At 50.9% G+C, this 22,608-nt stretch carries 20 protein-coding genes; 4 read left to right on the top strand and 16 right to left on the bottom strand.

All coding sequences use genetic code 11. From position 1 onward, the window contains the following. The 3 genes from CIK95_RS07275 to CIK95_RS07265 form a co-directional block, all read left to right on the top strand. Positions 1-2,191: alpha-N-acetylglucosaminidase (locus CIK95_RS07275; RefSeq protein WP_216820585.1), on the top strand; the 2,191-nt coding region annotated here is incomplete at its 5' end. A gap of 221 nt (positions 2,192-2,412) precedes the next feature. Next, positions 2,413-3,036, top strand: a complete 624-nt coding sequence (locus tag CIK95_RS07270) for a flavodoxin (protein ID WP_254045993.1) — start codon at positions 2,413-2,415, stop codon at positions 3,034-3,036. Positions 3,037-3,041: 5 nt separating this feature from the next. Then, a complete protein-coding gene (locus CIK95_RS07265) occupies positions 3,042-3,857 on the top strand; it encodes a carboxymuconolactone decarboxylase family protein (protein ID WP_094466656.1) in 816 nt (271 codons plus the stop codon). Positions 3,858-4,019: 162 nt separating this feature from the next. On the opposite strand, the gene deoD is transcribed toward CIK95_RS07265, so the two are convergent. The 16 genes from deoD to CIK95_RS07185 all read right to left on the bottom strand — a co-directional run bounded on the left by deoD (position 4,020) and on the right by CIK95_RS07185 (position 21,636). After that, a complete protein-coding gene (gene deoD / locus CIK95_RS07260; RefSeq protein WP_022310284.1) occupies positions 4,020-4,736 on the bottom strand; it encodes a purine-nucleoside phosphorylase in 717 nt (238 codons plus the stop codon). Between the two features lie 116 nt (positions 4,737-4,852). Continuing rightward, positions 4,853-5,236: a hypothetical protein gene (locus CIK95_RS07255; protein ID WP_094466655.1), complete on the bottom strand. Its 384-nt coding sequence runs from the start codon at positions 5,234-5,236 to the stop codon at positions 4,853-4,855. A gap of 23 nt (positions 5,237-5,259) precedes the next feature. Beyond that, positions 5,260-6,996 (bottom strand): ATP-dependent RecD-like DNA helicase, encoded by a 1,737-nt coding sequence (locus CIK95_RS07250; protein WP_254046438.1) that lies wholly within the window; start codon positions 6,994-6,996, stop codon positions 5,260-5,262. Between the two features lie 12 nt (positions 6,997-7,008). After that, positions 7,009-9,543, bottom strand: a complete 2,535-nt coding sequence (locus CIK95_RS07245; RefSeq protein WP_094466653.1) for a transglycosylase domain-containing protein — start codon at positions 9,541-9,543, stop codon at positions 7,009-7,011. Positions 9,544-9,586: 43 nt separating this feature from the next. Continuing rightward, positions 9,587-10,492 carry a tRNA (adenosine(37)-N6)-dimethylallyltransferase MiaA gene (gene miaA, locus CIK95_RS07240; RefSeq protein WP_094466652.1) on the bottom strand — a complete coding sequence of 302 codons (906 nt, stop codon included), beginning with the start codon at positions 10,490-10,492 and terminating at the stop codon, positions 9,587-9,589. Further along, positions 10,492-11,262, bottom strand: coding sequence for an acyl-ACP--UDP-N-acetylglucosamine O-acyltransferase (lpxA, locus tag CIK95_RS07235; protein WP_094387202.1), 771 nt, complete (start codon positions 11,260-11,262; stop codon positions 10,492-10,494). The genes miaA and lpxA overlap by 1 nt, the downstream gene beginning before the upstream one ends. A 1-nt stretch (position 11,263) precedes the next feature. Next, positions 11,264-12,655: a bifunctional UDP-3-O-[3-hydroxymyristoyl] N-acetylglucosamine deacetylase/3-hydroxyacyl-ACP dehydratase gene (locus CIK95_RS07230; protein ID WP_022310278.1), complete on the bottom strand. Its 1,392-nt coding sequence runs from the start codon at positions 12,653-12,655 to the stop codon at positions 11,264-11,266. A gap of 43 nt (positions 12,656-12,698) precedes the next feature. Then, on the bottom strand, positions 12,699-13,745 hold the full coding sequence (gene lpxD / locus CIK95_RS07225; RefSeq protein ID WP_094388219.1) for a UDP-3-O-(3-hydroxymyristoyl)glucosamine N-acyltransferase: 1,047 nt from the start codon (positions 13,743-13,745) through the stop codon (positions 12,699-12,701). Between the two features lie 43 nt (positions 13,746-13,788). Then, on the bottom strand, positions 13,789-15,009 hold the full coding sequence (locus CIK95_RS07220; RefSeq protein ID WP_094388220.1) for an HD domain-containing protein: 1,221 nt from the start codon (positions 15,007-15,009) through the stop codon (positions 13,789-13,791). Then, complete coding sequence (gene pyrF, locus CIK95_RS07215) at positions 14,999-15,826, bottom strand: orotidine-5'-phosphate decarboxylase (protein ID WP_094466651.1); 828 nt, start codon at positions 15,824-15,826, stop codon at positions 14,999-15,001. The genes CIK95_RS07220 and pyrF overlap by 11 nt, the downstream gene beginning before the upstream one ends. Before the next feature lie 19 nt (positions 15,827-15,845). Beyond that, positions 15,846-16,958, bottom strand: coding sequence for a peptide chain release factor 1 (prfA, locus tag CIK95_RS07210; protein ID WP_022310274.1), 1,113 nt, complete (start codon positions 16,956-16,958; stop codon positions 15,846-15,848). A gap of 3 nt (positions 16,959-16,961) precedes the next feature. Beyond that, positions 16,962-18,128 (bottom strand): AIR synthase-related protein, encoded by a 1,167-nt coding sequence (locus CIK95_RS07205; RefSeq protein ID WP_094466650.1) that lies wholly within the window; start codon positions 18,126-18,128, stop codon positions 16,962-16,964. A gap of 69 nt (positions 18,129-18,197) precedes the next feature. Beyond that, positions 18,198-18,950 carry a shikimate dehydrogenase gene (locus tag CIK95_RS07200; RefSeq protein ID WP_094466649.1) on the bottom strand — a complete coding sequence of 251 codons (753 nt, stop codon included), beginning with the start codon at positions 18,948-18,950 and terminating at the stop codon, positions 18,198-18,200. 12 nt (positions 18,951-18,962) lie between these two features. Continuing rightward, complete coding sequence (gene ubiE / locus CIK95_RS07195) at positions 18,963-19,697, bottom strand: bifunctional demethylmenaquinone methyltransferase/2-methoxy-6-polyprenyl-1,4-benzoquinol methylase UbiE (RefSeq protein ID WP_094466648.1); 735 nt, start codon at positions 19,695-19,697, stop codon at positions 18,963-18,965. A 4-nt stretch (positions 19,698-19,701) separates the two neighbouring features. Continuing rightward, on the bottom strand, positions 19,702-20,652 hold the full coding sequence (locus tag CIK95_RS07190; protein ID WP_094422421.1) for a phosphoribosylaminoimidazolesuccinocarboxamide synthase: 951 nt from the start codon (positions 20,650-20,652) through the stop codon (positions 19,702-19,704). A 12-nt stretch (positions 20,653-20,664) separates the two neighbouring features. Further along, a complete protein-coding gene (locus CIK95_RS07185) occupies positions 20,665-21,636 on the bottom strand; it encodes a PhoH family protein (RefSeq protein WP_094466647.1) in 972 nt (323 codons plus the stop codon). Positions 21,637-21,739: 103 nt separating this feature from the next. Here CIK95_RS07185 and CIK95_RS07180 point away from each other — a divergent pair, with 103 nt between their 5' ends. Then, on the top strand, positions 21,740-22,552 hold the full coding sequence (locus CIK95_RS07180) for a DUF5715 family protein (RefSeq protein ID WP_094422419.1): 813 nt from the start codon (positions 21,740-21,742) through the stop codon (positions 22,550-22,552). Positions 22,553-22,608: the final 56 nt, after the last annotated feature.

Raw genomic sequence — 22,608 nt, 5'->3', positions numbered from 1 at the left:
ACCCCACCCCCACTTTGTCAACTACTCATCAACTTATATCATGAACCGTAGAATCATTACTACCCTCTGCCTGATGGCGGTAACCATAGGCATGATGGCATCCAACGATGTCAAGACGGCGCAGAATCTGGCGCGACGTATACTGGGCAACAAGGCCCAGACAGTGGTCTTCAAAAAGATTGACTCCACAAAAGACGTATTCACCCTGGAGAGCAACCAGGGCAAGGTGGTCATCAGCGCCAACAACGCCAACAGCATGGCTATGGGCCTGAACCACTATCTCAAGAACTATTGTCACACCGCCATCTCTTGGTACAAAGACGACCCTATCGAACTGCCGGAGACTATGCCTGCTGTCAAAGAGAAGGTAAGAATAGAGTCGCGGCTTCCCATGCGTTTCTTCCTCAACTACTGCACCTACGGCTATTCGCTGCCTTGGTGGACTTGGCGTGAGTGGGAACACTTCATCGACTGGATGGCGCTCAACGGTGTCAACATGCCTCTGGCTATCACCGGTCAGGAATCGACTTGGTATAACGTGTGGAAGAAGTTCGGGCTCAACGATGAAGAGATTCGCTCCTTCTTCTCCGGCCCCGCCTATCTGGGCTGGCACCGCATGTGCAACTTCGACGCCTTCATGGGACCTCTGCCCCGCGACTGGATGGACCGTCAGCAGACGCTGCAGAAGCAGATACTGAAGCGCCAACGCGAACTGAACATGACTCCCGTGCTGTCGGGATTTGCCGGACACGTGCCCGCAAAATTCGTAGAGAAACACAAAGGTCTCAAATATACCGACGTGTCGTACTGGGGCTCATTCAAAGACCCCGAGCGCTACCGATGCCGTTTCCTCTTTGCCACCGACCCCATGTTTGCCAAGATACAGCGCGCCTTCATCGAAGAGCAGACTCGCATGTATGGCACCGACCACATGTACTGCATAGACCCGTTCAACGAGGTAGACCCGCCCACGTTCAACTGTGACTCTCTGGCCATGCTCTCACGCGGTATATACGAGTCGCTGGCTGCTGCAGACAAGGATGCACACTGGCTGCAGATGAGTTGGACCTACAAATACATGCCAGGATGGAACGGCGAACGCATGAAGGCTCTCTTCAGAGGTGTGCCACAGGGTCGCCTGATTATGCTCGACTACTGGTGTGAGAATGTACAGATGTGGAAAACCACTGAGTCGTTCTACGGCCAGCCCTTCATCTGGTGCTATCTCAACAACTTTGGCGGACGCAACCGTCTGGTGGCTCCCTCGGACCGCATATACAACTATATAGACAATACATACAAGAAGGCGGGCTCTAACTTCAGCGGCGTGGGTGCTACACTCGAAGCCCTCGATGTCAACCAGTTTGCCTTCAGCATGCTCTTTGACAAGGCATGGAATATGCCTGGCACCCTCGACGAGTGGCGCAACTCGCTGGCCGACCAGCGCATGGGCCGCATAGACGAAAAGGCACACAAGGTGTATCGTGACTACTGCGAGCGGGTGCTCGACGTGCCACGCACATACAACTACACCTTTGTGGAGTCGCGTCCGGGAATGAAAAAGAAAGATAAATGTACGCCCACGCGCGAGGCACAGAACGAAATATGGAAGGAGATGGTGAACCTCAATTCAGACCGCGACGGATACAAGATGGACGTGGTGAACATCGGCCGCCAGTGTCTGGAGGAACACTTCTACGTGCTCTGGCGCAAGTTTGTCGTGGCTTACGACTGCTACGACCTCAAGGAGATGAAGCGTCTGGGAAGTGAGATGAAAGAGGTGCTGGCCGACGAGGCTGCCCTGACCGCCTGCCACCCCGTGTTCTCCATGAAGCGATGGATAGAACAGGCTCGCAGCTGGGGCAACTCTGCCGAGGAGAAAGACTACTATGAGCGCAACGCCCGCCGCATCGTCACCGTGTGGAACAACAACCTGGCAGGACTCAACGACTATGCCGGCCGCCCATGGGACGGACTGCTCAAGAGTTTCTATCTGCCACGCTGGAGCATGTTCGTAGACCGCGCCATCGACTGCCGTGAACGGGGCATCGAGTATGATGAAGACAGCTTTGTCAAAGAGTGCTACGAGTTTGAAGAGAAGTTCTGCGAACTGGAAGTACCCATCGAATATCCCCAAAAGCAAGACCCAGTACAGCTGTCACGACAGTTGCTGAAGAAATACTTTGAATAGACGCCGGGCTGTTCATACCGAGCAGAACGCCCGAAGCCAACAAATCGCATATTCGCATACAGGAAAGTACTGTATACGAATATGCGATTTTGCGTTACGCCGCAACGGGGGGAGCCACGTTAGGAGAAAACGGTAATAATTGGCGTAATATAGGTAACAATGCCAATTCAGTTTCTATATACCTTTGCATTGTAAATCGAAACATAATAAAACTATCGATTATGAAACGAGTATTGAAGTATACAACAATGATGGTTTCGGCACTCATGGTTTCTGCTGCATGTAACGGAAGTGTGAAGTCATCGCAACAAAAAGAACAAGCCTCTATGGAGAGCAAAGGAAAAATACTGATTGTATTCTTCTCGCATGCCGGGGAGAACTACGGAGTGGGCAATGTGAAGGTGGGCAACACCAAACTTGTGGCCGACCAGATACAGAAACTCACGGGCGGTGACGAGTTTGAGATTGTCGCGGAGAAAAGCTACGACATGACGTATGATGCCCTCACCAAACTTGCAAAGAAAGAGGCAGAGAACAACGAGAAGCCGGCCTTCAAGGGCGAGGTGAATGACATGGACCAATATGAAACCATCTTTATCGGCGGACCAGTATGGTGGGGCACCTATCCACAAGTAATGTTTACCTTCTTCGACAAATACGATTTGAACGGCAAGACCATTATCCCCTTTACCACCCATGAAGGAAGCGGGCTTGGCAATGTGGTAAACGACCTAAAGAAGCTGTACCCCAACGCCACCTTCAAAGAGGCAATGAGCATCTACGGTCATGAGACCCGCAATAATCTCTCGAAAGTAGACAAATGGTTGAAACGACTTAACTATTGACAGCTATGAAAAGACTCGTAATATTTATTTTATTAACAATGATAACACTCAACATTATGGCACAAAAGAAAATAGAACAGACCGCAGGACGCATGCAATTGGGAGTGTTTGCTCCAGAGTTCGCCCACCTCAACGATGACATACTCTTCGGAGAAGTATGGAGCCGCAACGACCTACTCTCCCTCCGCGACCGAAGTATGGTAACCATTACAGCACTTATCAGCCAAGGCATCACAGACAGTTCGTTGAAATACCATCTACAAACTGCCAAGAACAACGGCCTCACACGTACAGAAGTAGCCGAGATAATCACACATATCGCTTTCTATGCCGGTTGGCCCAAGGCTTGGGCTGCCTTCAATCTTGCCAAAGAGGTGTGGAACGAAGATGTGACCGGCGATGACGCCAAGGCCGCTTTCCAACGTGAGATGATATTTCCCATCGGCGAGCCTAACACAGCCTACGCTGCTTACTTCAAAGGTAATAGTTATCTTGCCCGCATCTCCACGAGTCAGATACCTTTTGCCAATGTAACCTTTGAGCCTGGATGCCGCAACAACTGGCATATACACCATGCCACAACAGGCGGCGGCCAGATGCTGGTAGGTGTGGGTGGCCGTGGGTGGTATCAGGAAGAAGGCAAGCCGGCACAGCAGATAATGCCAGGTACTGTTATCCACATTCCTGCCAACGTGAAACACTGGCATGGTGCTGCCAAAGACAGCTGGTTTGCCCACCTCGCCTTCGAGGTTCCTGGCGAAAACGCCTCTAACGAATGGCTGGAACCTGTATGCGAAGATGAATACAAAAAACTGCAATAATGTTCCACCCTATAATAGGCAATTGCGGCAGATGTAGTACAGATAACTGCCACTAACGCCTGAGACTGCAACGTATCGTGTGACAAGAATACAACGGAAATGGATTAAAAAAGCGCAGACCCGGCCGGGTCTGCGCTTTTCTATAATGCGTACTAAGACAGATTAAAGCACGATGGCACTCTCGAGCGCCAGGGTCATCATCTTGGTAAATGAATTCTGGCGGTCTTCGGCTGACAACTCGGTGTGGTCGACAAAAGAGTCGCTGATGGTAAGCAGGCAGGCTGCGCGCTTGCCTGTCATATTGGCATTGTGGAAGAGGGCAAAGCTCTCCATCTCTACGCAGTCGCTGCCATTCTGCTTGATGATATCCTGCCATGTACCCTGTGAGGCATCACGATAGAAGACATCACTGGAATGAACTACGCTGGGCTTGCACTCAATACCTATCTCCTTGGCCTTGGCCTTGATGACGTCATTGAGTTCCTGGCTTGGCTTGATGGCGTTGTCCTTGCAGCCACCCTGTACAAGAGCGTAGGAAGACTCGCTCACGGCTACCTCGGCAAGAGTGACATCCATCACCTTGAGCCAGTCGCGATAGCTACCAGCCGAACCGATGCGGATAATGTTCTCTACACCATAGAACTTGTAAAGCTCCATAGAGTAAATGCCAATGCTGGGCATACCCATGCCACTGGTCATAACTGAAACTGGTACGCCCTTGTACAGACCGGTATAGCCGAGGGCATTACGAACCGATGTTACCAACTTGACATCCTCGAGGAATGTCTCTGCTATAAACTTTGCGCGAAGCGGGTCGCCAGGCATAAGCACTGTCTTGGCGAAATCGCCCTTTGCGGCTGAAATGTGCGGTGTTGCCATTTGTTCTATTTTAATAAAGCGTTTAGATTACAAAATTAGGCATAATCAGTCGGATGCGCAAGGAAAAGGGCAAAATTATTTTATTTTGCTGCATTGAAGGGGCAATGGAGAAAAGGTTAATCGCGGTCAAGATAATCTGTCGGCATGATTTCTCCTTGCAACAGCATGTCATCAGGAATAATTCCCTCGGGGATGTCTGTAATCTTTGCATCCCGTCCACGCGGCATGGGACCGGCGAGACCTTCCAAATCGTGGTATTCCTCATCAGGGTCTATGGTAGTAATGGCGCTGCGGATATCTATTTTCTCCGCAACTTCGGTGATACCACGCTCGTCGAGCTGTCGCTGAAGATTGGCAAGCTCGGCATCACACACGGGGCAAGTGCCGGGACAGTCGCCCACATGATGGCACTCTGCTGGAGTGTAATCCAACCCATACTCGATAGCCAGCTGCTGGCGTATGCTCCTCAGGAGGTCGCATTTCTGTCTGCCTGTAGTCATATATATAAAAGGTATAGAGGAAATCAGTCTTTCTTGAGTTTCTTCAACCGTCGCTTCGCTTCGGGAATATCGGGACAGAGCTCAAGGGCTTTCTCAAAGTTTCGGATGGCAGCCTCGGTGAAATGCTCCTTCTCGCACTCGCGGCCCATGACGACATACTCGACAGCCAGTTTCTTGAGAAATTTCTCCTTCTTCTTGATTTCTTCCATCAAACGGGCTATCTCCTGGTCCTTCTGGTTAATGACATTGAGCTTGCGACGGATGTAACGCTTGGCAACAGGGCGTTCGATGTCGTAACGGCTATGGATAGCGAGGAAGAAGTTATCCAGCGCGGTCTGCATGTCGCCTGCATCAAAGGCCTTGACGGCATCATAATACTGCTTGTCGGCCTTGCCCTGTTCGAGAGCGGCATGAATAAGCTGCTGGTTATTATAGTTTTTGGCGAAACGGGAAACTTCGGCCTTGACGAAGACATCTTCACGCCGGATGGGGCTCTTGAGGCTGATGCCTTCGAGCGAACGGCAGCGCGAAAGGGCAACATAAGTCTGCCCACCGGCAAAGACTCCGCCGCTGAAATCGATTTTGACATTGCGGAAGGTAAGGCCCTGGCTCTTGTGCACGGTAATGGCCCACGCCAAACGCAGAGGGAACTGGCAGAAAGTGCCAAGAACAGACTCTTCAATCTTCTGTTCCTTCTCGTTGAAGGTATACTTGATATTGCTCCAGATTTCCTGCTCAACATCAAACTCCACTCCATCCTCGGTACGGACATAGATGATGGCGTCCTTACTATCCTCAACATCGAGCGAGAAACCCGTGACGGTGCCCAGAGTGCCATTGACCCACCGTTTCTCCTTGTCGTTGCGCACAAAGAGTACCTGGGCGCCCACCTTGAGTTCGAGTTTGAGTGGAGAGGGCAAGTTGTTCTCGGGGAAATCGCCTTCGATGGTTCCATCAAAGATGGTAGCATCGCCATCAAGCTCAGCCAAACGCGTGCTGTTGATGTAATCGACGGTATCGCGACGGGTGGACAACGTAATGGAGAGCGAAGAGTCGGAGGTGTCAATGTCGGCACCCACCTGGCGATTGAGCATCTCGAGGTCGGCAGTGGTGACATGCGACGAACGGATGTGGTCCAACAGCTTGATAAAGGTAGGATTGTTCTGGCGATACACCTTGGTCAGTTCGATGCTTACCAACTGGAGGGAGGCAAAGACCTTGGCATCGAAGAAGAACTGGGAATGATAGAAAGGCGCAAGCAACTGACGGTCTTCCTCACGAACGACAGGCTCAAGCTGATAGATATCACCGACAAGGAGGAGCTGCTTGCCGCCAAACGGCTCACGCATGTTGCGGTTGTAGACGCGCAGCACCTTGTCAATAAAGTCGATGATGTCGGCGCGCACCATGCTAATCTCGTCGATGATAATCAGTTCGACCTCGCGTAGCAGCTTGCATTTCTCGCTGGTGTAGCGCAGTGTTTTACGCATATTGCGCACGTTGTAGCGGGTATCATTGGGCAGCAGAGGATGGAAGGGGAGCTTGAAAAAACTGTGAAGCGTGGAGCCACCGGCATTGATGGCGGCTATACCAGTAGGCGCGAGGATGACATGTTTCTTCTTGGTGGTCTCGGAGATGTAGCGGAGAAACGTAGATTTACCCGTGCCTGCCTTTCCGGTAAGGAAAAGTGAGCGACGGGTAAACTGTATGATTTGCAGAGCTTTCTGAAACTCTTCGTTGTCAAGATTGATATGTTCCAAACCTATGGATAATTACAAATCATCAAAACGAACTGCCTGCTCGGTGGGCTTATGGGGCTTGTGGTCGCCCTGAGAACCGGGCTCAGAAGAGGTTCCGACTTCGGACTTCTCCTCCTTACGGATGACAGGATTGCCGTTTTCATCAAGTATTATCTCTTCCGAATTGAGCTCAAGGCTATCAGTAGCTGTACTGTCGTTCTTGGCTTTCTGATAGTAGCTGTCGCAGATGTAGTCAACGCGCGAGATGTCGGCATCGGCTGGCTTGACGAACTTGCCATGATATTGCTGGAAAGCAGGGTCTTTGAAAACCGACTGGAGGAAATAACCACAGATGGGGAGAGCCGTACGACTACCCTGTCCCAAGGCACCAGTGCGGAAATGGATGCAGCGATATTCGCCGCCAACCCATGCTCCTACGACGAGACGCGGACTGACGCCCACGAACCAAGCATCGGAATGGTTGTTGGAGGTACCCGTCTTTCCACCAAACTCGGTGTCGCGCACATCGCCGACATAGCCCCACAGACTCTGCGAAGTTCCGCCCGGCTCGCGCATACCTCCCTGTAGCAGCTGCTGCATGAAGAATGCTGACTTGGTGGATATGGCTTGCTCGGACTGGGTGTCGGCCTGATAGATGACCCTGCCGTCCCTGTCTTCGACACGGGTAACCAGCATAGGTTTATGGCGACGGCCATTGTCGGCCACGGTGCAGTAGGAGTTGACCAACTCGAGAAGACGCACATCACTGGAACCGAGGGCCAAGGCGGGGGCGTCGTCGAGCGGACTGTCGATACCCATGGCGTGGGCCGTAGAGATAATGCGCTTGATGCCCATCTCCTGGCCCAAGCGTACAGCAATAGAGTTGACGCTTCGGGCGAAGGCAGACTTGAGAGGCATAGAGTCGCCGCTGAAGGTTCCATTGGCATTGGTGGGAGTCCAACGGGTCATCTCCTGTTTCTTGCTGTCAAAGACATCCATGCTAATCTGCTCGTCGCGGCGCTTGTCGCACGGAGTAAGTCCCTGGTTCATCGCCTCGGTATATACGAAGAGCTTGAAGGTAGAACCAGGCTGGCGCATGGCTGTAACCTTGTCATACTTCCAATGCTTGAAATCGATGTCGCCCACCCATGCCTTTACAGCGCCGGTCTGGGGTTCCATGGCAACCATACCGCAGTGCATGAAGCGCACCATATAGCGGATAGAGTCAAGGCTGGACATCTCCATCTCAATCTCCCCATTGGCATAGTCAAAGACCTTGACCGTGTGGGGTTTGTTGAGATAATAGTCGATAGAGTCGGCGTTTTCGCCGAACTTCTCGACCAAGGCTTTGTAGAAGGGCTGGCGCTTGGCGATACCCTCGATGAAACCGGGGATAACCTGGTGGTGCTCATCCTGCCATGGTTCCTCTTTGCCCCAATGGTTGTTGAAGTTGCGCTGGATGATACGCATCTGTTTGTTGGCTGCCTCTTCAGCATATTTCTGCATACGCGTATCTATGGTAGTATAAATCTTCAAGCCACTCGTGTAGAGGTCTGGCGCTTTGTTGTCATCATCATCGGAACCGACACCTGCGCCTACGCCGACAAGCAGACTGTCGCAGGCTTCGGCAACGGCATTGCGGAAGTAAGTGGCCTGACCATCATAATTGTCTTCCACCTTGTAATTGAGCTTGATATCGAGTTTGCTCAACTCCTCATACCGGCTTCGCGACAAATCGCCATGCTTCAGCATGTTGCTCAGCACGACATTACGACGTGAGCGGCTGTTCTCGGGATGACTCTTGGGATTGTAATAGGTGGTAGCCTTGAGCATGCCCACAAGGATGGCTGCTTCGTCGGTGGTGAGATCCTTGGGCAACTTATTGAAATAGGTCTTGGCGGCAGTCTTGATGCCAAAAGCATTGGAACCGAAATCAACGGTGTTGGCGTACATCGTGATAATCTCCTTCTTGTTGTAACGTGACTCCAACTTCAGCGCAATAATCCACTCTTTGCTCTTGACAATCAGGATGCGCAGACCGGGAATCTTACCCAAAAGTCCAGTAGAATAGTGAGAACGGACACGGAACATATTCTTGGCCAACTGCTGGGTAATGGTAGAAGCGCCTCGGCCCTCATGGCGCAAGGCAGCATCCTTGACGGCGCCAAAGATACCAATGGGGTCAATACCGAAATGGCTGTAGAAACGCTCGTCCTCGGTATCAACAAGGGCCTTGAAGAAATCAGGAGTAATCTCTTCATACTTAACAGGGGTACGGTTCTCACTGAAGAACTTGCCAATGAGCTGACCATCAGCACTGTAAATCTCAGAAGCCTGGCTGGTCTGAGGATTAAGGATGCCGGAGAAATAACCGGGTGACTTACCAAACAGCCAAAGGAAGTTGATGTCAACAGCGCCTAAATACAAAAGGAAAGAAACGATAACGGAAACAAATCCTATCAACGCCTTTTTCCATACGGGAGCGCCCACGTAGAGGTTCTTGTACCACGCCCAAAAGGCTGTGATTTTGGCCCTACACCACAGGTAGAGGAATTTAACTTTATCCATAGTTAATAAAACAAGCTGTTATGCACGTACAAAAGTACGAAAACTATTTGTCTAATAAGTGTGTGTCGATATAATTTATGATTTCTTTAACGTTATCCGGGTGAAACCATACGATTTCAGGGTCCTTTTTGAACCATGTGAGTTGCTTGCGCATATATCTGCGAGAGTTGGACTGGATGCGACGGATTGCTTCGACGCGGTCGGTGAGTCCATCAAAATAATCAAACATCTCCCGATAACCTACTGTGTTGAGCGAATTGAGTCCTTTGAGGGGATAACAGCGGCGAGCTTCGTCCTCCAGACCTGCATCCATCATGTCAAGAACACGCTGGTTGATACGTTCATAGAGTTCTCCGCGGTCGCGATTAAGACCAATCTTGAGGACACGGAAAGGACGTTCCTTCTTACTGTTGGTACGAAAGGATGTGTAGGTCTTGCCAGTCATATAGCAGATTTCCAAGGCATGGACGACACGGCGAGGATTGTTCTTGTCAACGATCTGATAGTGTTCGGGATCAAGCCGACGAAGCTCCTCAACAAGCGCAGGAAGACCTTCTGCTTCAAGTCTGGCTTTCATCATCTGGCGCGTAGCGTCATCGATGGTTGGGATATCATCGATGCCATTGCATACGGCATCAATATACATCATGCTTCCACCGGTAAGCATAGCCACATCGCCACGCTCAAACTTGTCGCGCAGCAACGCCATTACCTCTTCTTCATAGATAGAGGCGCTGTAATAATCATTAAGGTGATGATTGCCAACAAAATGATGATGAACACGCTGTTGTTGTTCTTGGGTCGGAGCAGCAGTTCCGATAGGCAGCTCTGCAAATATCTGACGCGAGTCGGCATTGATGATGTCAATGCCCAAATGCTCGGCTATAGTTAGGCAGAGTTCTGTTTTTCCCACGCCTGTCGGCCCAAGAACAACAACCAGTGTCTTCATTATCTGATAATTCCCCGTTGGGAAGAACTTACGAAGTCTATGATATACTGAATCTCGGGGGTAACTGTAAGTTGCTTTTTGATTTCCTCAATGCCTTCCTTCATCAGTCCCTTAGAATAAAGGATGCGGTAAGCGTTGTGGATGTTTTCGATAAGCTCATTGCTAAATCCACGACGACGCAGACCGATGATGTTGACACCTGCATACTTCAAGGGATGCTTGCCGGCAATAATATAAGGAGGAATATCCTGGCTGAAGCGGCTTCCACCCTGTATCATCACATAGCCACCGATACGGCAGAACTGATGGCAAAGCACCTCGGCACTCAAGATAGCATTATCGTCTACCACCACTTCACCGGCAATCTTGGTAGAGTTACCGATGATAATATTGCTACCAATCACACAGTCATGGGCGATATGCATATTCTCCATGAGCAGGTTATTGTTGCCCACGATGGTGGTACCCTTTGAAGCAGTACCACGCGAGATGGTAACAAACTCACGGATACTGTTGTTGTCGCCTATCTCACAGATGGTCTCCTCACCCTTATACTTCAGGTCCTGAGGTTTGGTGGAAAGGCTGGCGCCGGGAAAAATCTCATTATTGTTTCCAATACGAGCACCACGATTGATGGTAACACTGTTTTGAAGGACATTGTTATCACCCAATACCGTATTCTTGTCAATAAAGCAGAAGGGGCCTATAATATTGTTGTCTCCCAGTTTGGCTTCTGGGTGAACGTATGCCAAAGGACTTATTTGGTTCATATTATTTGTTTTTAACGATTTGTGCAGTAAATGTAGCCTCAGACACTACCTTGTCGCCGACAAACATATAGCCCTTCATGGAGCTGATGCCGTGGCGTACGGGATGAAGCAATTCTACGCGGAAAAGCAGGGTGTCGCCAGGGACAACCTTCTGCCTGAACTTCACATCGGTAATACCCAAGAAATAGGTTGACCAACGCTCGGGCTCTTCCACCTGGTTGAGTACCAACAAACCGCCACACTGTGCCATTGCCTCTATCTGAAGGACGCCTGGCATTACAGGCTCCTGTGGGAAGTGGCCTACGAAGAAAGGCTCATTGCTGGTTACATTCTTCACACCGGTGATGCTTGTGGGGCCAATGGCGGTAATCTTGTCAACAAGCTGCATGGGATAGCGGTGGGGCAGCAACTCGCGGATGCGGATGTTGTCCATGATAGGAGCCTCGTTGGGATCATAGATAGGCGCCTGAACCATGTGCTGCTTAATCTCCTTACGCATCAATCGGGCGAACTTGTTGTTCACGGTATGGCCAGGACGGGTGGCAATGATTCTACCCTTCAGCGGACGACCGATAAGAGCCATATCACCGATGATATCCAAGAGCTTATGACGGGTACACTCGTTCTCCCACATCAGCGGACGGTGCTGGATGTAGCCAATCTTCTTGGCGTCCATATGGGGCACCTTGAGAACGTCGGCCAACTGGTCGAGCTTCTCCTGCTCCACTTCTCTTTCGTAGATAACGATGGCGTTGTCCAGGTCTCCACCCTTGATAAGGTTAGCCTCGAGCAATGGAACGATATCACGAACAAACACAAAGGTACGCGCAGGTGCTATTTCCTTGGCAAAGTTATTGGTACTGTCAAGTGTGGCAAACTGGCTGTTGATGAATTTGGACTCAAAAGAACACATGGCGGTGATGCTGAACTCCTCGTCGGGGAGAATGGTGATGCATGAGCCTGTCTTTTCGTCCTTGATTTCTATTTTCTTACGGATAACGTAGTAGTTCTTAGGTGCATTTTGCTCCTGGATTCCCACTTCATTGATTTTCTCGACATACTGCATGGCCGAACCGTCAAGAATGGGGAACTCAGGACCATTAACCTGAATCAGACAGTTGTCAATACCCATTGCATAGAGAGCTGCCATACCATGCTCGATAGTGCTTACTCTGATATCGCCACTGGAAAGCACTGTACCGCGCTGGGTGTCACTTACCTTTTCAGCTATGGCGTCGATAATGGGATGGCCCTCGAGGTCGATACGCTGAATCTTGTATCCATGATTCTCTGGAGCAGGATTGAAGGTGACGGTCAGGTGAAGACCGGTATGCAATCCTTTGCCGAAGAGAGAGAAACTACCTTTAAGGGTAGTCTGTTTTACTGTGTCCATATATTACTTTGCTCTGTTCTCTAATTGATAGAGATATATGTGATTAATCTTGTTTCTGCTTTTTCAGCTCTTCCACTTCCTTCTGCAAATCGTTCAGCTGCTTGTAAATCTCGGGCAATCTGCGGATGATGGCCTGTGACTTGAAGAACGAACGCTGGTCTGTAGGGGGAGTACCGATAAGGGTCTGGTTATCTTTCAGACTGCCAGGTACACCCGACTGGGCACCCAGGAATACTTTGTTGCCGATAGTAATATGTCCAGCAATACCTACCTGACCGCCAAACATGCACCACTGGCCTACCTTGGTAGAGCCGGCAATACCTACCTGAGCACTCATCACGGTGTTTTCACCGATATCAGTGTTGTGTGCTATCTGTACAAGATTATCAAGTTTGACGCCCTTTCTTACGAACGTGCTACCCATAGTAGAACGGTCGATACAGGTATTTGCGCCAATTTCAACATTGTCTTCTATAATGACATTGCCTATCTGGGGAATTTTGTCATAACTGTTGGTCTCGGCATTGGGGGCAAAGCCAAAGCCGTCGGCACCCACCACGCTACCGGCATGAAGGATAACTTCATTGCCCAAACGACAGTCGTGATAGACTGTTGTGTTGGGATACAATATACAGTTATTACCGAGTTTTACATTGTCACAGATGGTGGCATTAGGATAAATCTGACAGCCGTCGCCCACCACAACATTGTCGCCGATATAGGCAAAAGCGCCGATATACACATTGTCGCCAATCTTGGCCGACTCAGAGATGAATGCCATCTTGTCTACGCCCTGCTTCTTGGGCTTCATGCTCTCATAGAGTTGCAACAATTTGGCCACGCAGTCACGTGCGTTGTCCACTCTGATAAGCGTAGTCTCTACAGGTTTGTCCAGTTCTATGCTTTTGTCAACGAGCACCACCGAGGACTTGGTTTCATAGAGATAATGTGTATATTTGGGATTGGCAAGAAAAGAGATGGCACCAGGCACACCCTCTTCAATCTTCGTAAAGGTAGTGACTGAGGCATTTTCATCGCCCTCGATGACACCTTGCACGAATTGCGCTATCTGTTTAGCAGTAAACTCCATAGTTTATGTATTAATTAATTTCTGCAAATATAGTAAATATAATTCAAAAACGCTGATAACAAAGATAATATTTGCATATTTTTTTTGATAACAACGATATATTGAGTATTTCTGAGGCTTCTGTGATGTCTTTTATCGTACCGTCCTTGTATAATATGGATATGTGATCGTCGTGGATGTCATACATGTCCTTACGGATGGTAGAGACATTGACCAGATAGGCTGTGTCGTCAAAAGAGAGACCATAGCGCTGGGCTATCTGATGCCTTATATCCATCACTTCTGCCTCTTCCACTGCCGTACTGCGAACCTCAACCTTGAAGATTCTGCGGTCTATAAGATTGCGAGACAATAACGAGAGTATGGGGTCGCGATGGGTGGTCCACGCCTTGACACTCGCCCAGATATCACTGTCATCCAGCATCTTGTAATGCTGCAACGGCTCAGCATTGTCCACAAACGCCTCCTTATCTATATGGTTGTAGAGGAAGTAGTGCAGCGCCGGAGTGGCAAAGACCGTCTCTCCCTGGTCAGCCAGATACTTGGCACGCGAGAGGAGATTGACCAGCAGTTTCTCATAACCCACCGTTGTCTTGTGTAGATACACCTGCCAATACATCAACCGCCTCGAAGTGAGATAATTCTCTATCGAATAGATACCCTTTGAGTCAACCACAAGATTGTCATCGACCACATTGAGCATCTTGATGATACGCGCCGAGCCGATATTGCCTTCGGTCACACCGGTAAAAAAACTGTCTCTGCGCAGGTAGTCAAGCCTGTCCATATCGAGCTGACTACTAATCAGCTGGTGCAGAAAACGCTTGGGATATTCATCCTTGAAAATCTTGATGGCCAAGGTCAGGTTGTCGCCCAAGTCGTGGTTTATCTCATTCATCATCATCAGCGATATCTCCTCATGGGATATGCCGTGGATGAGAGTATTCTCCAGCACATGCGAGAAAGGGCCATGACCGATGTCGTGCATCAATATGGCAGACTGAACCGCCTCTGCTTCACTTTCAAAGATGAACACGCCTTTCTGCGTGAGCGAGAGTATGGCCTCACTCGTAAGATGAAAAGCGCCCAATGAGTGTTGGAAGCGGGTGTGCTGGGCACCGGGATATACCACATTGGTCAAGCCCAACTGCTTGATGCGTGTCAGGCGTTGAAACAGGGGATGCTTCACAATGTCGAGCAGCAATCCCCGTGGTATCTTTACAAATCCGAAGACCGGATCGCTTATAATTTTGCTATCGTTCAATGCGTTCTAATTCAGCTGCCATTTCCTGTTGCAGTTCATGGGCTTTCTGCGCAGCCACCTCGGCAAAGTCTTCACCTTGCGAAGCATAGATAATACCGCGCGACGAGTTGACCAGCAGGCCACAATCAGCAGTCATGCCATACTTGCATACGTCCTGCAGACTGCCACCTTGGGCACCCACTCCAGGAACCAGCAGGAAGTGAGTGGGAGCACACTTGCGGATGTCCTTGAACATCTCTCCTTGAGTGGCACCTACCACATACATCATATTGGTATCGTCGCCCCACTCCTGGCTCTTCTTCAGCACCTTCTCAAAGAGTCTTTCGCCGTCTTTGTCCTCAGTCATCTGGAAGTCCAAAGAGCCCTTGTTGGATGTAAGAGCCAAGAGGATTACCCACTTGTCCTCATATCCCAAGAAGGGCTTCACGCTGTCCTCACCCATATAAGGGGCGACAGTCAGGGCATCGAGGTTGTACTCCTCAAAGAATGTACGGGCATACATAGCCGATGTATTGCCGATATCCCCTCGCTTGGCATCGGCGATGACGAAGTGATGGGGATAATGCTTGTTCAGATAGTCAATGGTCTTTTCAAAGGCCATGATTCCCTTCACGCCGAAGGCTTCATAGAAAGCCAGATTGGGCTTATAGGCCACACAGTAGTCTGCCGTGGCATCAATGATGGCCTTGTTGAAGGCGAAGATAGGGTCTTCCTCGTTCAGCAGATGGGTAGGAACTTTCTTCAGGTCGGTATCCAGTCCTACGCAGAGGAACGACTTCTTGTCAAATATCTCTTTTACCAGTTCTTGTCTGTTCATAACGTCAATGCTATTTGTTTTAGAGTTCACTTTCCTTCAGACGCTCAGCGTTTTCGGCCACGGTGAGAGCGTCTATCATATCCTGGATGTTACCGTTGAGGAAGCCCTGCAGATCATGGGTGGTATAACCGATGCGATGGTCGGTCACGCGGCCCTGGGGGAAGTTGTAGGTACGTATCTTGGCACTACGGTCACCGGTAGATACCAGCGACTTGCGACGGTTGGCGATATCGTCCACATACTTCTGGTGCTCCTTGTCATAGATAAACGTACGCAGACGCGCCAGCGCACGCTCCTTGTTCTTGGGCTGGTCGCGGGTCTCGGTACATTCTATCAGGATTTCCTCGGTCTCGCCGGTGTTGGGGTTCTTCCACATATAGCGCAGACGAACACCCGACTCCACCTTGTTCACATTCTGACCTCCGGCGCCACTCGAACGGAAGGTATCCCATTTGATTTCACCCTCGTTGATGGTCACTTCAAACTTGTCGGCCTCGGGCAGCACTGCCACGGTGGCGGCGCTGGTGTGCATACGGCCCTGAGTCTCGGTGGCAGGCACACGCTGCACACGGTGCACACCCGACTCATACTTCAATGTGCCATAGACATCCACACCACTCACGGCGAAGTCTATCTCCTTGAAACCACCCACGGCACCTTCCGACGCACTGGTCACGGAGAGTGTGAAACCCTTGGAGTCGCAGTACTTCTTGTACATCTGGAACAGGTCACCGGCGAAGAGGGCAGCCTCGTCACCACCGGTTCCGGCGCGTATCTCCATCTGCACGTTCTTGGCATCTTCAGGGTCTTTGGGCACGAGGGCAATCTTGATTTCTTCTTCCAGCTTGGGCTGGAGAGCCTCGTTCTCTGCCAACTCTTCGCGCGCCATCTCCTTCATGTCGGGGTCGCTCTCGTTGGCCAGTATGTCCTTGGCCTCCTTGATAGAGTTGATGCAGTCGATATATCTCTTGCGGGCATCCATGATGCCGCCCAGGTCCTTATATTCACGGGTCAACTTGACATATCTCTCCTGGTCGGCAATGACATTAGGGTCGGTAATCAAGGTTGAAACCTCCTCGTATCGGCTTTCCAGTCCGTCGAGTTTAGATAATATGTTGTTGTTTTCTGCCATATATTAATAATTGAATGTTCCGTATTCAGAATGGATGGTAAGGCTCTTCTCGCCCTCTTCGATATGGCCCACTACCTGGGCATCGATGTTGAAACTCTTGCTGATGGAGATGATCTTCTCGGCTGTTTCGGGAGCGACGTAGATTTCCATGCGGTGACCCATGTTGAACACCTGATACATCTCTCTCCAGTCTGTTCCCGAGCAGTCGTGGATGGCCTTGAAGAGAGGGGGTACTGCAAACATATTGTCCTTGACCACCTTGCAGTTGTCGTTGACGAAGTGCAGCACCTTGGTCTGCGCGCCACCGGTACAGTGTACCATACCGTGAATTTCGCTTCTACATTCGTCGAGCATCTTCTTGATGACGGGAGCATAGGTACGCGTGGGCGACAGCACCAGTCTGCCGGCATTGACGGGCGCACCTTCCACCTCGTCGGTGAGAGCATACTTGCCGCTATAAACCAGTTCGTCGGGCACTGCATGATCAAAGCTCTCGGGATATTTCTCAGCCAGATACTTGGCAAAGACATCATGGCGTGCGCTGGTCAGACCGTTGCTGCCCATACCGCCATTGTAATGCTTCTCATAGGTAGCCTGACCGGTAGAGCTCAGACCCACAATGACATCACCGGGACGGATGTTGGCATTGTCTATCACGTCCGAGCGCTTCATGCGGCAGGTCACTGTCGAGTCTACGATGATCGTACGCACCAGGTCGCCCACATCGGCGGTCTCACCACCAGTGGGATAGATGCCAATACCCATCCCGCGCATCTCAGCCAGCAGCTCGTCGGTACCGTTGATGATGGCAGAGATTACCTCGCCAGGCACCAGCATCTTGTTACGGCCGATGGTGCTCGACACCAGGATGTTGTCGACAGCACCCACACACAGCAGGTCGTCAGTGTTCATCACGATGGCATCCTGGGCTATGCCCTTCCACACATCGATATCGCCGGTCTCCTTCCAGTACATGTAGGCCAACGACGATTTGGTTCCGGCGCCGTCGGCGTGCATGATGTTGCAGTAATCGGGGTCACCGCCCAGGATATCGGGGATAATCTTGCAGAAGGCCTGTGGGAATATGCCTTTGTCTATATTCTTGATGGCATTGTGCACATCTTCTTTGGCGGCACTTACGCCACGCATCATATATCTGTTGTCTGTCATTGTTTGTCGTGTTGATTGTGTTGTTTGCTCTGGCAGCCCTGTCGGCCCGCCTATACCTTATTATATATATTATAGTTGTTCTTTGCCGTTCCAGAACTCCCATGACGAGAATGCCTGCAGGAGCAGCATCTCCAGTCCGTTGGCGATGGTGGCACCATGAGCCTTGCCCCGCTTCAGGAAGAGAGTCTCGTCGGGATTGTAGATGAGGTCGTAGAGCAGCGTGTGCATGTCCATGGCATGATAGGGAATGTTGGGACATTCGTCAGCGTGCGGATACATGCCGATGGGAGTACAGTTGACGATCACGTTATACTCCTTCACCACCTGGGGAGTCACATCTTCATAGCGTATGGCACCCTCTTTCTTGCTTCGACTCACAAAGAGAGTCTCCAGACCCAGCGACTTCAGCCCGAAGTTGATGGCTTTCGACGCGCCGCCGGTACCCAGTATCAGCGCCTTCTTGTGGCAGGGCTCCAGCATGGGCTCTATACTCTTGGTGAAACCTATCACGTCGCTGTTGAAACCCTTGAGGAGGGTCTTGCGGTCCTTGTGGGTGACGCGGATAACGTTGACGGCACCTATGGCATTGGCCTCCGGACTAATGGCATCCAGATATTTGATTACCTGCTCTTTGTAGGGTATGGTCACATTGAGCCCCTTCAGCTCCGGATTGGAGTCGAGAATCTCGGGCAGCGTAGAGATGTCGGGGATTTCATAATTCTCGTACACGGCATCGATGCCCTCGTTCTGGAATTTCTCATTGAAATACCCTATGGAGAACGAGTGTCCTAAGGGATAACCTATTAATCCATATTTGTCCATAACTGTAATATGTTATTTGGTTGCAAGATACAGGGTGCAGATGCCACAGGTGAGGCGCCGGAACGAGGTTTCCTCGAAGCCGGCGTTCTTGAGTATCTCCGTCATCTGCTCTCCCTGAGGAAAAGCCTCGATGGTCTGCGTCAGATAACGGTATGCCTTGACATCATGGCTGATCAGATTGCCATAGAGCGGCAGGATGGTGTGAGAATAGAGGCCAAAGAGCTGCTTCATCGGGAAGCGCTGCGGCGTGGTCAGTTCGACGATAGCGAGGCGACCGCCCTTCTTCAGCACACGGCACATCTCGACCAAGCCTTTGTCGAGGCTCTGGAAGTTGCGGATGCCAAACGAGGCAGTGACAGCATCAAAGGTTTCGTCGGCGAAAGACATGTTCATACAGTCTTCGTGGACAAAGGAGATGACCTCTCCCAGTCCCTCTCGCGCAGCCTTCTCGCGCCCTATCTCCATCATGCCTTCAGAGAAGTCGGCGCCAGTCACCTGCTGGGGCGCCAGGCTCTTGGCGGCAAGGATGGCCAGATCGCCGGTGCCCGTAGCCACATCCAGAATGTGCTGGGGGCGCCAGGGCTTCAGACTGTCTATGAGAGCCTTGCGCCAGCGGCGGTCGATGCCCCACGACATCAGCAGATTGAGCTTGTCGTAGGTGGGCGAGATGGTGTCAAACATGCTCTTCACCATCTTGCCTTTCTCTGCCTTGCCTGTGTAGGGCTTAATCTTCTCCTGTGCGTACATAGTTCTACTTGCGGGTAGCCAGATATGCAGCCACGTTCTTCTCGATACGGGCAGCGATGTCGCCATCTTCGGCGGTCTTGTCAAACTTCTCGCCGGTAATCTGCTCGTAGAGCTCGATGTAGCGGTCGCTGATGGTCTCAGCATACTCATCGGTAATCTCGGGCATGGTCTGTCCGGGCTCGTTCATGAAGTTGTGCTCAATCAGCCACTGGCGTACAAACTCCTTGGACAGCTGGCGCTGGGGCTCACCCTTGGCGAAGCGCTCCTCGTAGCCATCGGCATAGAAGTAGCGGCTCGAGTCGGGAGTGTGTATCTCGTCGATGAGATATACCTTGCCGTCGCGCTTGCCAAACTCATACTTGGTGTCTACCAGTATCAGTCCGTGCTTGGCGGCAATTTCCTGTCCGCGGGCAAAGAGCTTGCGGGTATAGTCTTCCATCACGGCGTAGTCCTCGGCAGAGACGATACCCTGACGGATAATCTCTTCTTTGGAGATGTTGAGGTCGTGACCCTCATCGGCCTTGGTGGTAGGAGTGATGATGGGCTCGAGGAAACGCTCGTTCTCGCGCATGCCTTCGGGCAGCTTCACACCACATATCTCGCGGCAGCCGTTCTTATAGTCGCGCCATGCCGAACCGGTAAGTATACCGCGGATAATCATTTCTACACGAAATCCCTCGCACTTCAGACCTACGGTAACCATGGGGTCAGGGGTAGCGAGCTTCCAGTTGGGACAGATGTCTTGGGTCTGGTCCAGGAACTTGGCAGCTATCTGGTTCAACACTTGTCCCTTGAAGGGTATGCCCTTGGGCAGAATTACATCAAAGGCAGAGATACGGTCGGTAGCCACCATTACCATCAGGTCGTCATTGATGTCATACACATCCCTTACCTTGCCATGATACACACTTTGTTGTCCTTCAAACTTGAAATCTGTTTTCGTTAGAGCTTTCATTATTTATTGAGTTTAGTCCTTGAATTCCAATTCCTTTTCGCCGTGTCGTGCCTTGTCGTAGGCTTCGTAGGCATTGACGATGCGTGTCACCAGCTTGTGGCGCACGATGTCCTTCTTGTTGAATTCTACCACCGAGATGCCTTCGATACCGCTGAGCAGCTGCAGAGCTTCCTTCAGCCCGCTCTTCTGCTCGTGGGGCAGGTCTATCTGGGTCATGTCGCCGGTGATGATCATCTTGGTATTCCATCCCATACGGGTGAGAAACATGCGTATCTGCGCCGGCGTAGTATTCTGAGCCTCGTCAAGTATTACCACCGCGTCGCTCAGCGTGCGACCGCGCATGAAGGCCAGGGGAGCTATCTGGATAATGTGCTTGTCCATCATATCCTGCAGCTTGGCTGCCGGTATCATGTCTTCCAGAGCGTCGTAGAGCGGCTGCAGATAGGGGTCTATCTTATCCTTCATGTCGCCGGGCAGAAAACCCAACTTCTCGCCAGCCTCGACGGCCGGACGCGACAGGATAATCTTCTTGGCGTTCTTCTCCTTCATAGCCTTCACGGCGAGGGCTATACTGAGATAGGTTTTTCCGGTTCCGGCAGGTCCCACGGCGAATATCATGTCGTTCTTGTTGAACGAGTCTATCAGAAGCTGCTGGTTTTCAGAGCGCCCCTTGATAGGTCGGCCTGAGAGCGAATAGACCACAACATCCTTCACGGCATCGGCCTTGGTCGCCTCGCCCTTGATGATGTCGAGTATGTCCTCATCGTTCAGACTGTTATATTTCAGAACATGTTTTCTTATGGTTTCAATATCTTCTTCGGCTTTGGCCATTTCTTCCTCATCGCCGAGAAGACGCATCACATTATCGCGAGCCACTATGCGCAGTTTAGGGAACAGCGACTTTATCATTTGCAGGTGGCTGTTGTTTACCCCATAGAATATGAGTGAGTCGATATCTTCTAATATAATATGTTTCTCTATCAATTGATACCCATTTAAATTTAGGTGCAAATTTACAAAAATCTTGTGATACTTGACCATAAAGTGTTGATTTTTTACTAACTTTGCGCACAAATACATAGATTTGATGAACATAAGTAGAAAAAGATATATACAAGGTTTTTGCATCGCAGTGGTGGTGCTCGGCATGGTGAGATGTATCTTCCCCTCGGTGGCAGGCGATATGCCCCGCTCCGCTCAGACACAGACTCCCGTAGCGACGACAGCCGACAGCACACTGGCCGCAGACACCGCAGCGCTGCTCAAAGGCACACTGAAGGCCACCCCCATCAGCCAGCGCACACGCTTTTTCAACGCCGACGGAACCCCAGCGCGCAACCGCATATTCAGCGTGCCCAATTTCGGCAATACCTTTCCCGACCAGAACGATGTACAGATGCTCTCAGCCCGGAAACATGGCGTGTCGCCCGTGGCAGACGAGCACGAAGCAGAACGCCGCAAGAGCGAACTGGTATATATCGGCGCCAACCCCTACTTCTATACCGACCGGCTACACAACAGCATCCCCTATCTCGTGCCCCGCGCCTCCGTACTCTTGCAGGACATAGGCCGCGCCTTCTTCGACAGCCTTCAGACCAAGGGAGTGCCACTCCACAAGATTATCGTGACCAGCGTGCTGCGTAGCAAGAAGGATGTGACCCATCTGCGCAGACGAAATTCCAACGCCACACAGAACAGCTGCCACATGTATGGCACCACCTTTGACATCGCCTACAACCGCTACAAGACAGTAGAAGCCCCAGGCGAGCGCCGCCGCGTGGTGCGCAACGACACGCTGAAATGGATATTGAGCGAAGTGCTGCGCGACATGAGGCAGAACGACCGCTGCTGGATAAAATACGAAGTCCACCAAGGCTGTTTCCACATCACGGCGAAGTAACCACCACCCCACTCGCTATATTCAACTCTATATTGACAGGATTGGAAATCTGCAGA

Origin of the sequence: Prevotella sp. P5-108 (genome assembly GCF_002251385.1) — a bacterium.
Classification (GTDB): Bacteria; Bacteroidota; Bacteroidia; order Bacteroidales; family Bacteroidaceae; genus Prevotella.
Note: the sequence above shows the minus strand (reverse complement) of the source record. Positions and strands in the feature narration are given on the sequence as shown.

Bases quoted from the DNA above. Each gene is read 5' to 3' on its own strand.
- CIK95_RS07270 (WP_254045993.1), top strand. From the start codon at position 2,413: ATGAAACGAGTATTGAAGTATACAACAATGATGGTTTCGGCACTCATG.
- CIK95_RS07265 (WP_094466656.1), top strand. From the start codon at position 3,042: ATGAAAAGACTCGTAATATTTATTTTATTAACAATGATAACACTCAAC.
- deoD (WP_022310284.1), bottom strand. From the start codon at position 4,736: ATGGCAACACCGCACATTTCAGCCGCAAAGGGCGATTTCGCCAAGACA.
- CIK95_RS07255 (WP_094466655.1), bottom strand. From the start codon at position 5,236: ATGACTACAGGCAGACAGAAATGCGACCTCCTGAGGAGCATACGCCAG.
- CIK95_RS07245 (WP_094466653.1), bottom strand. From the start codon at position 9,543: ATGGATAAAGTTAAATTCCTCTACCTGTGGTGTAGGGCCAAAATCACA.
- miaA (WP_094466652.1), bottom strand. From the start codon at position 10,492: ATGAAGACACTGGTTGTTGTTCTTGGGCCGACAGGCGTGGGAAAAACA.
- lpxA (WP_094387202.1), bottom strand. From the start codon at position 11,262: ATGAACCAAATAAGTCCTTTGGCATACGTTCACCCAGAAGCCAAACTG.
- CIK95_RS07230 (WP_022310278.1), bottom strand. From the start codon at position 12,655: ATGGACACAGTAAAACAGACTACCCTTAAAGGTAGTTTCTCTCTCTTC.
- lpxD (WP_094388219.1), bottom strand. From the start codon at position 13,745: ATGGAGTTTACTGCTAAACAGATAGCGCAATTCGTGCAAGGTGTCATC.
- pyrF (WP_094466651.1), bottom strand. From the start codon at position 15,826: ATGAACAGACAAGAACTGGTAAAAGAGATATTTGACAAGAAGTCGTTC.
- prfA (WP_022310274.1), bottom strand. From the start codon at position 16,958: ATGGCAGAAAACAACAACATATTATCTAAACTCGACGGACTGGAAAGC.
- CIK95_RS07205 (WP_094466650.1), bottom strand. From the start codon at position 18,128: ATGACAGACAACAGATATATGATGCGTGGCGTAAGTGCCGCCAAAGAA.
- CIK95_RS07200 (WP_094466649.1), bottom strand. From the start codon at position 18,950: ATGGACAAATATGGATTAATAGGTTATCCCTTAGGACACTCGTTCTCC.
- ubiE (WP_094466648.1), bottom strand. From the start codon at position 19,697: ATGTACGCACAGGAGAAGATTAAGCCCTACACAGGCAAGGCAGAGAAA.
- CIK95_RS07190 (WP_094422421.1), bottom strand. From the start codon at position 20,652: ATGAAAGCTCTAACGAAAACAGATTTCAAGTTTGAAGGACAACAAAGT.
- CIK95_RS07180 (WP_094422419.1), top strand. From the start codon at position 21,740: ATGAACATAAGTAGAAAAAGATATATACAAGGTTTTTGCATCGCAGTG.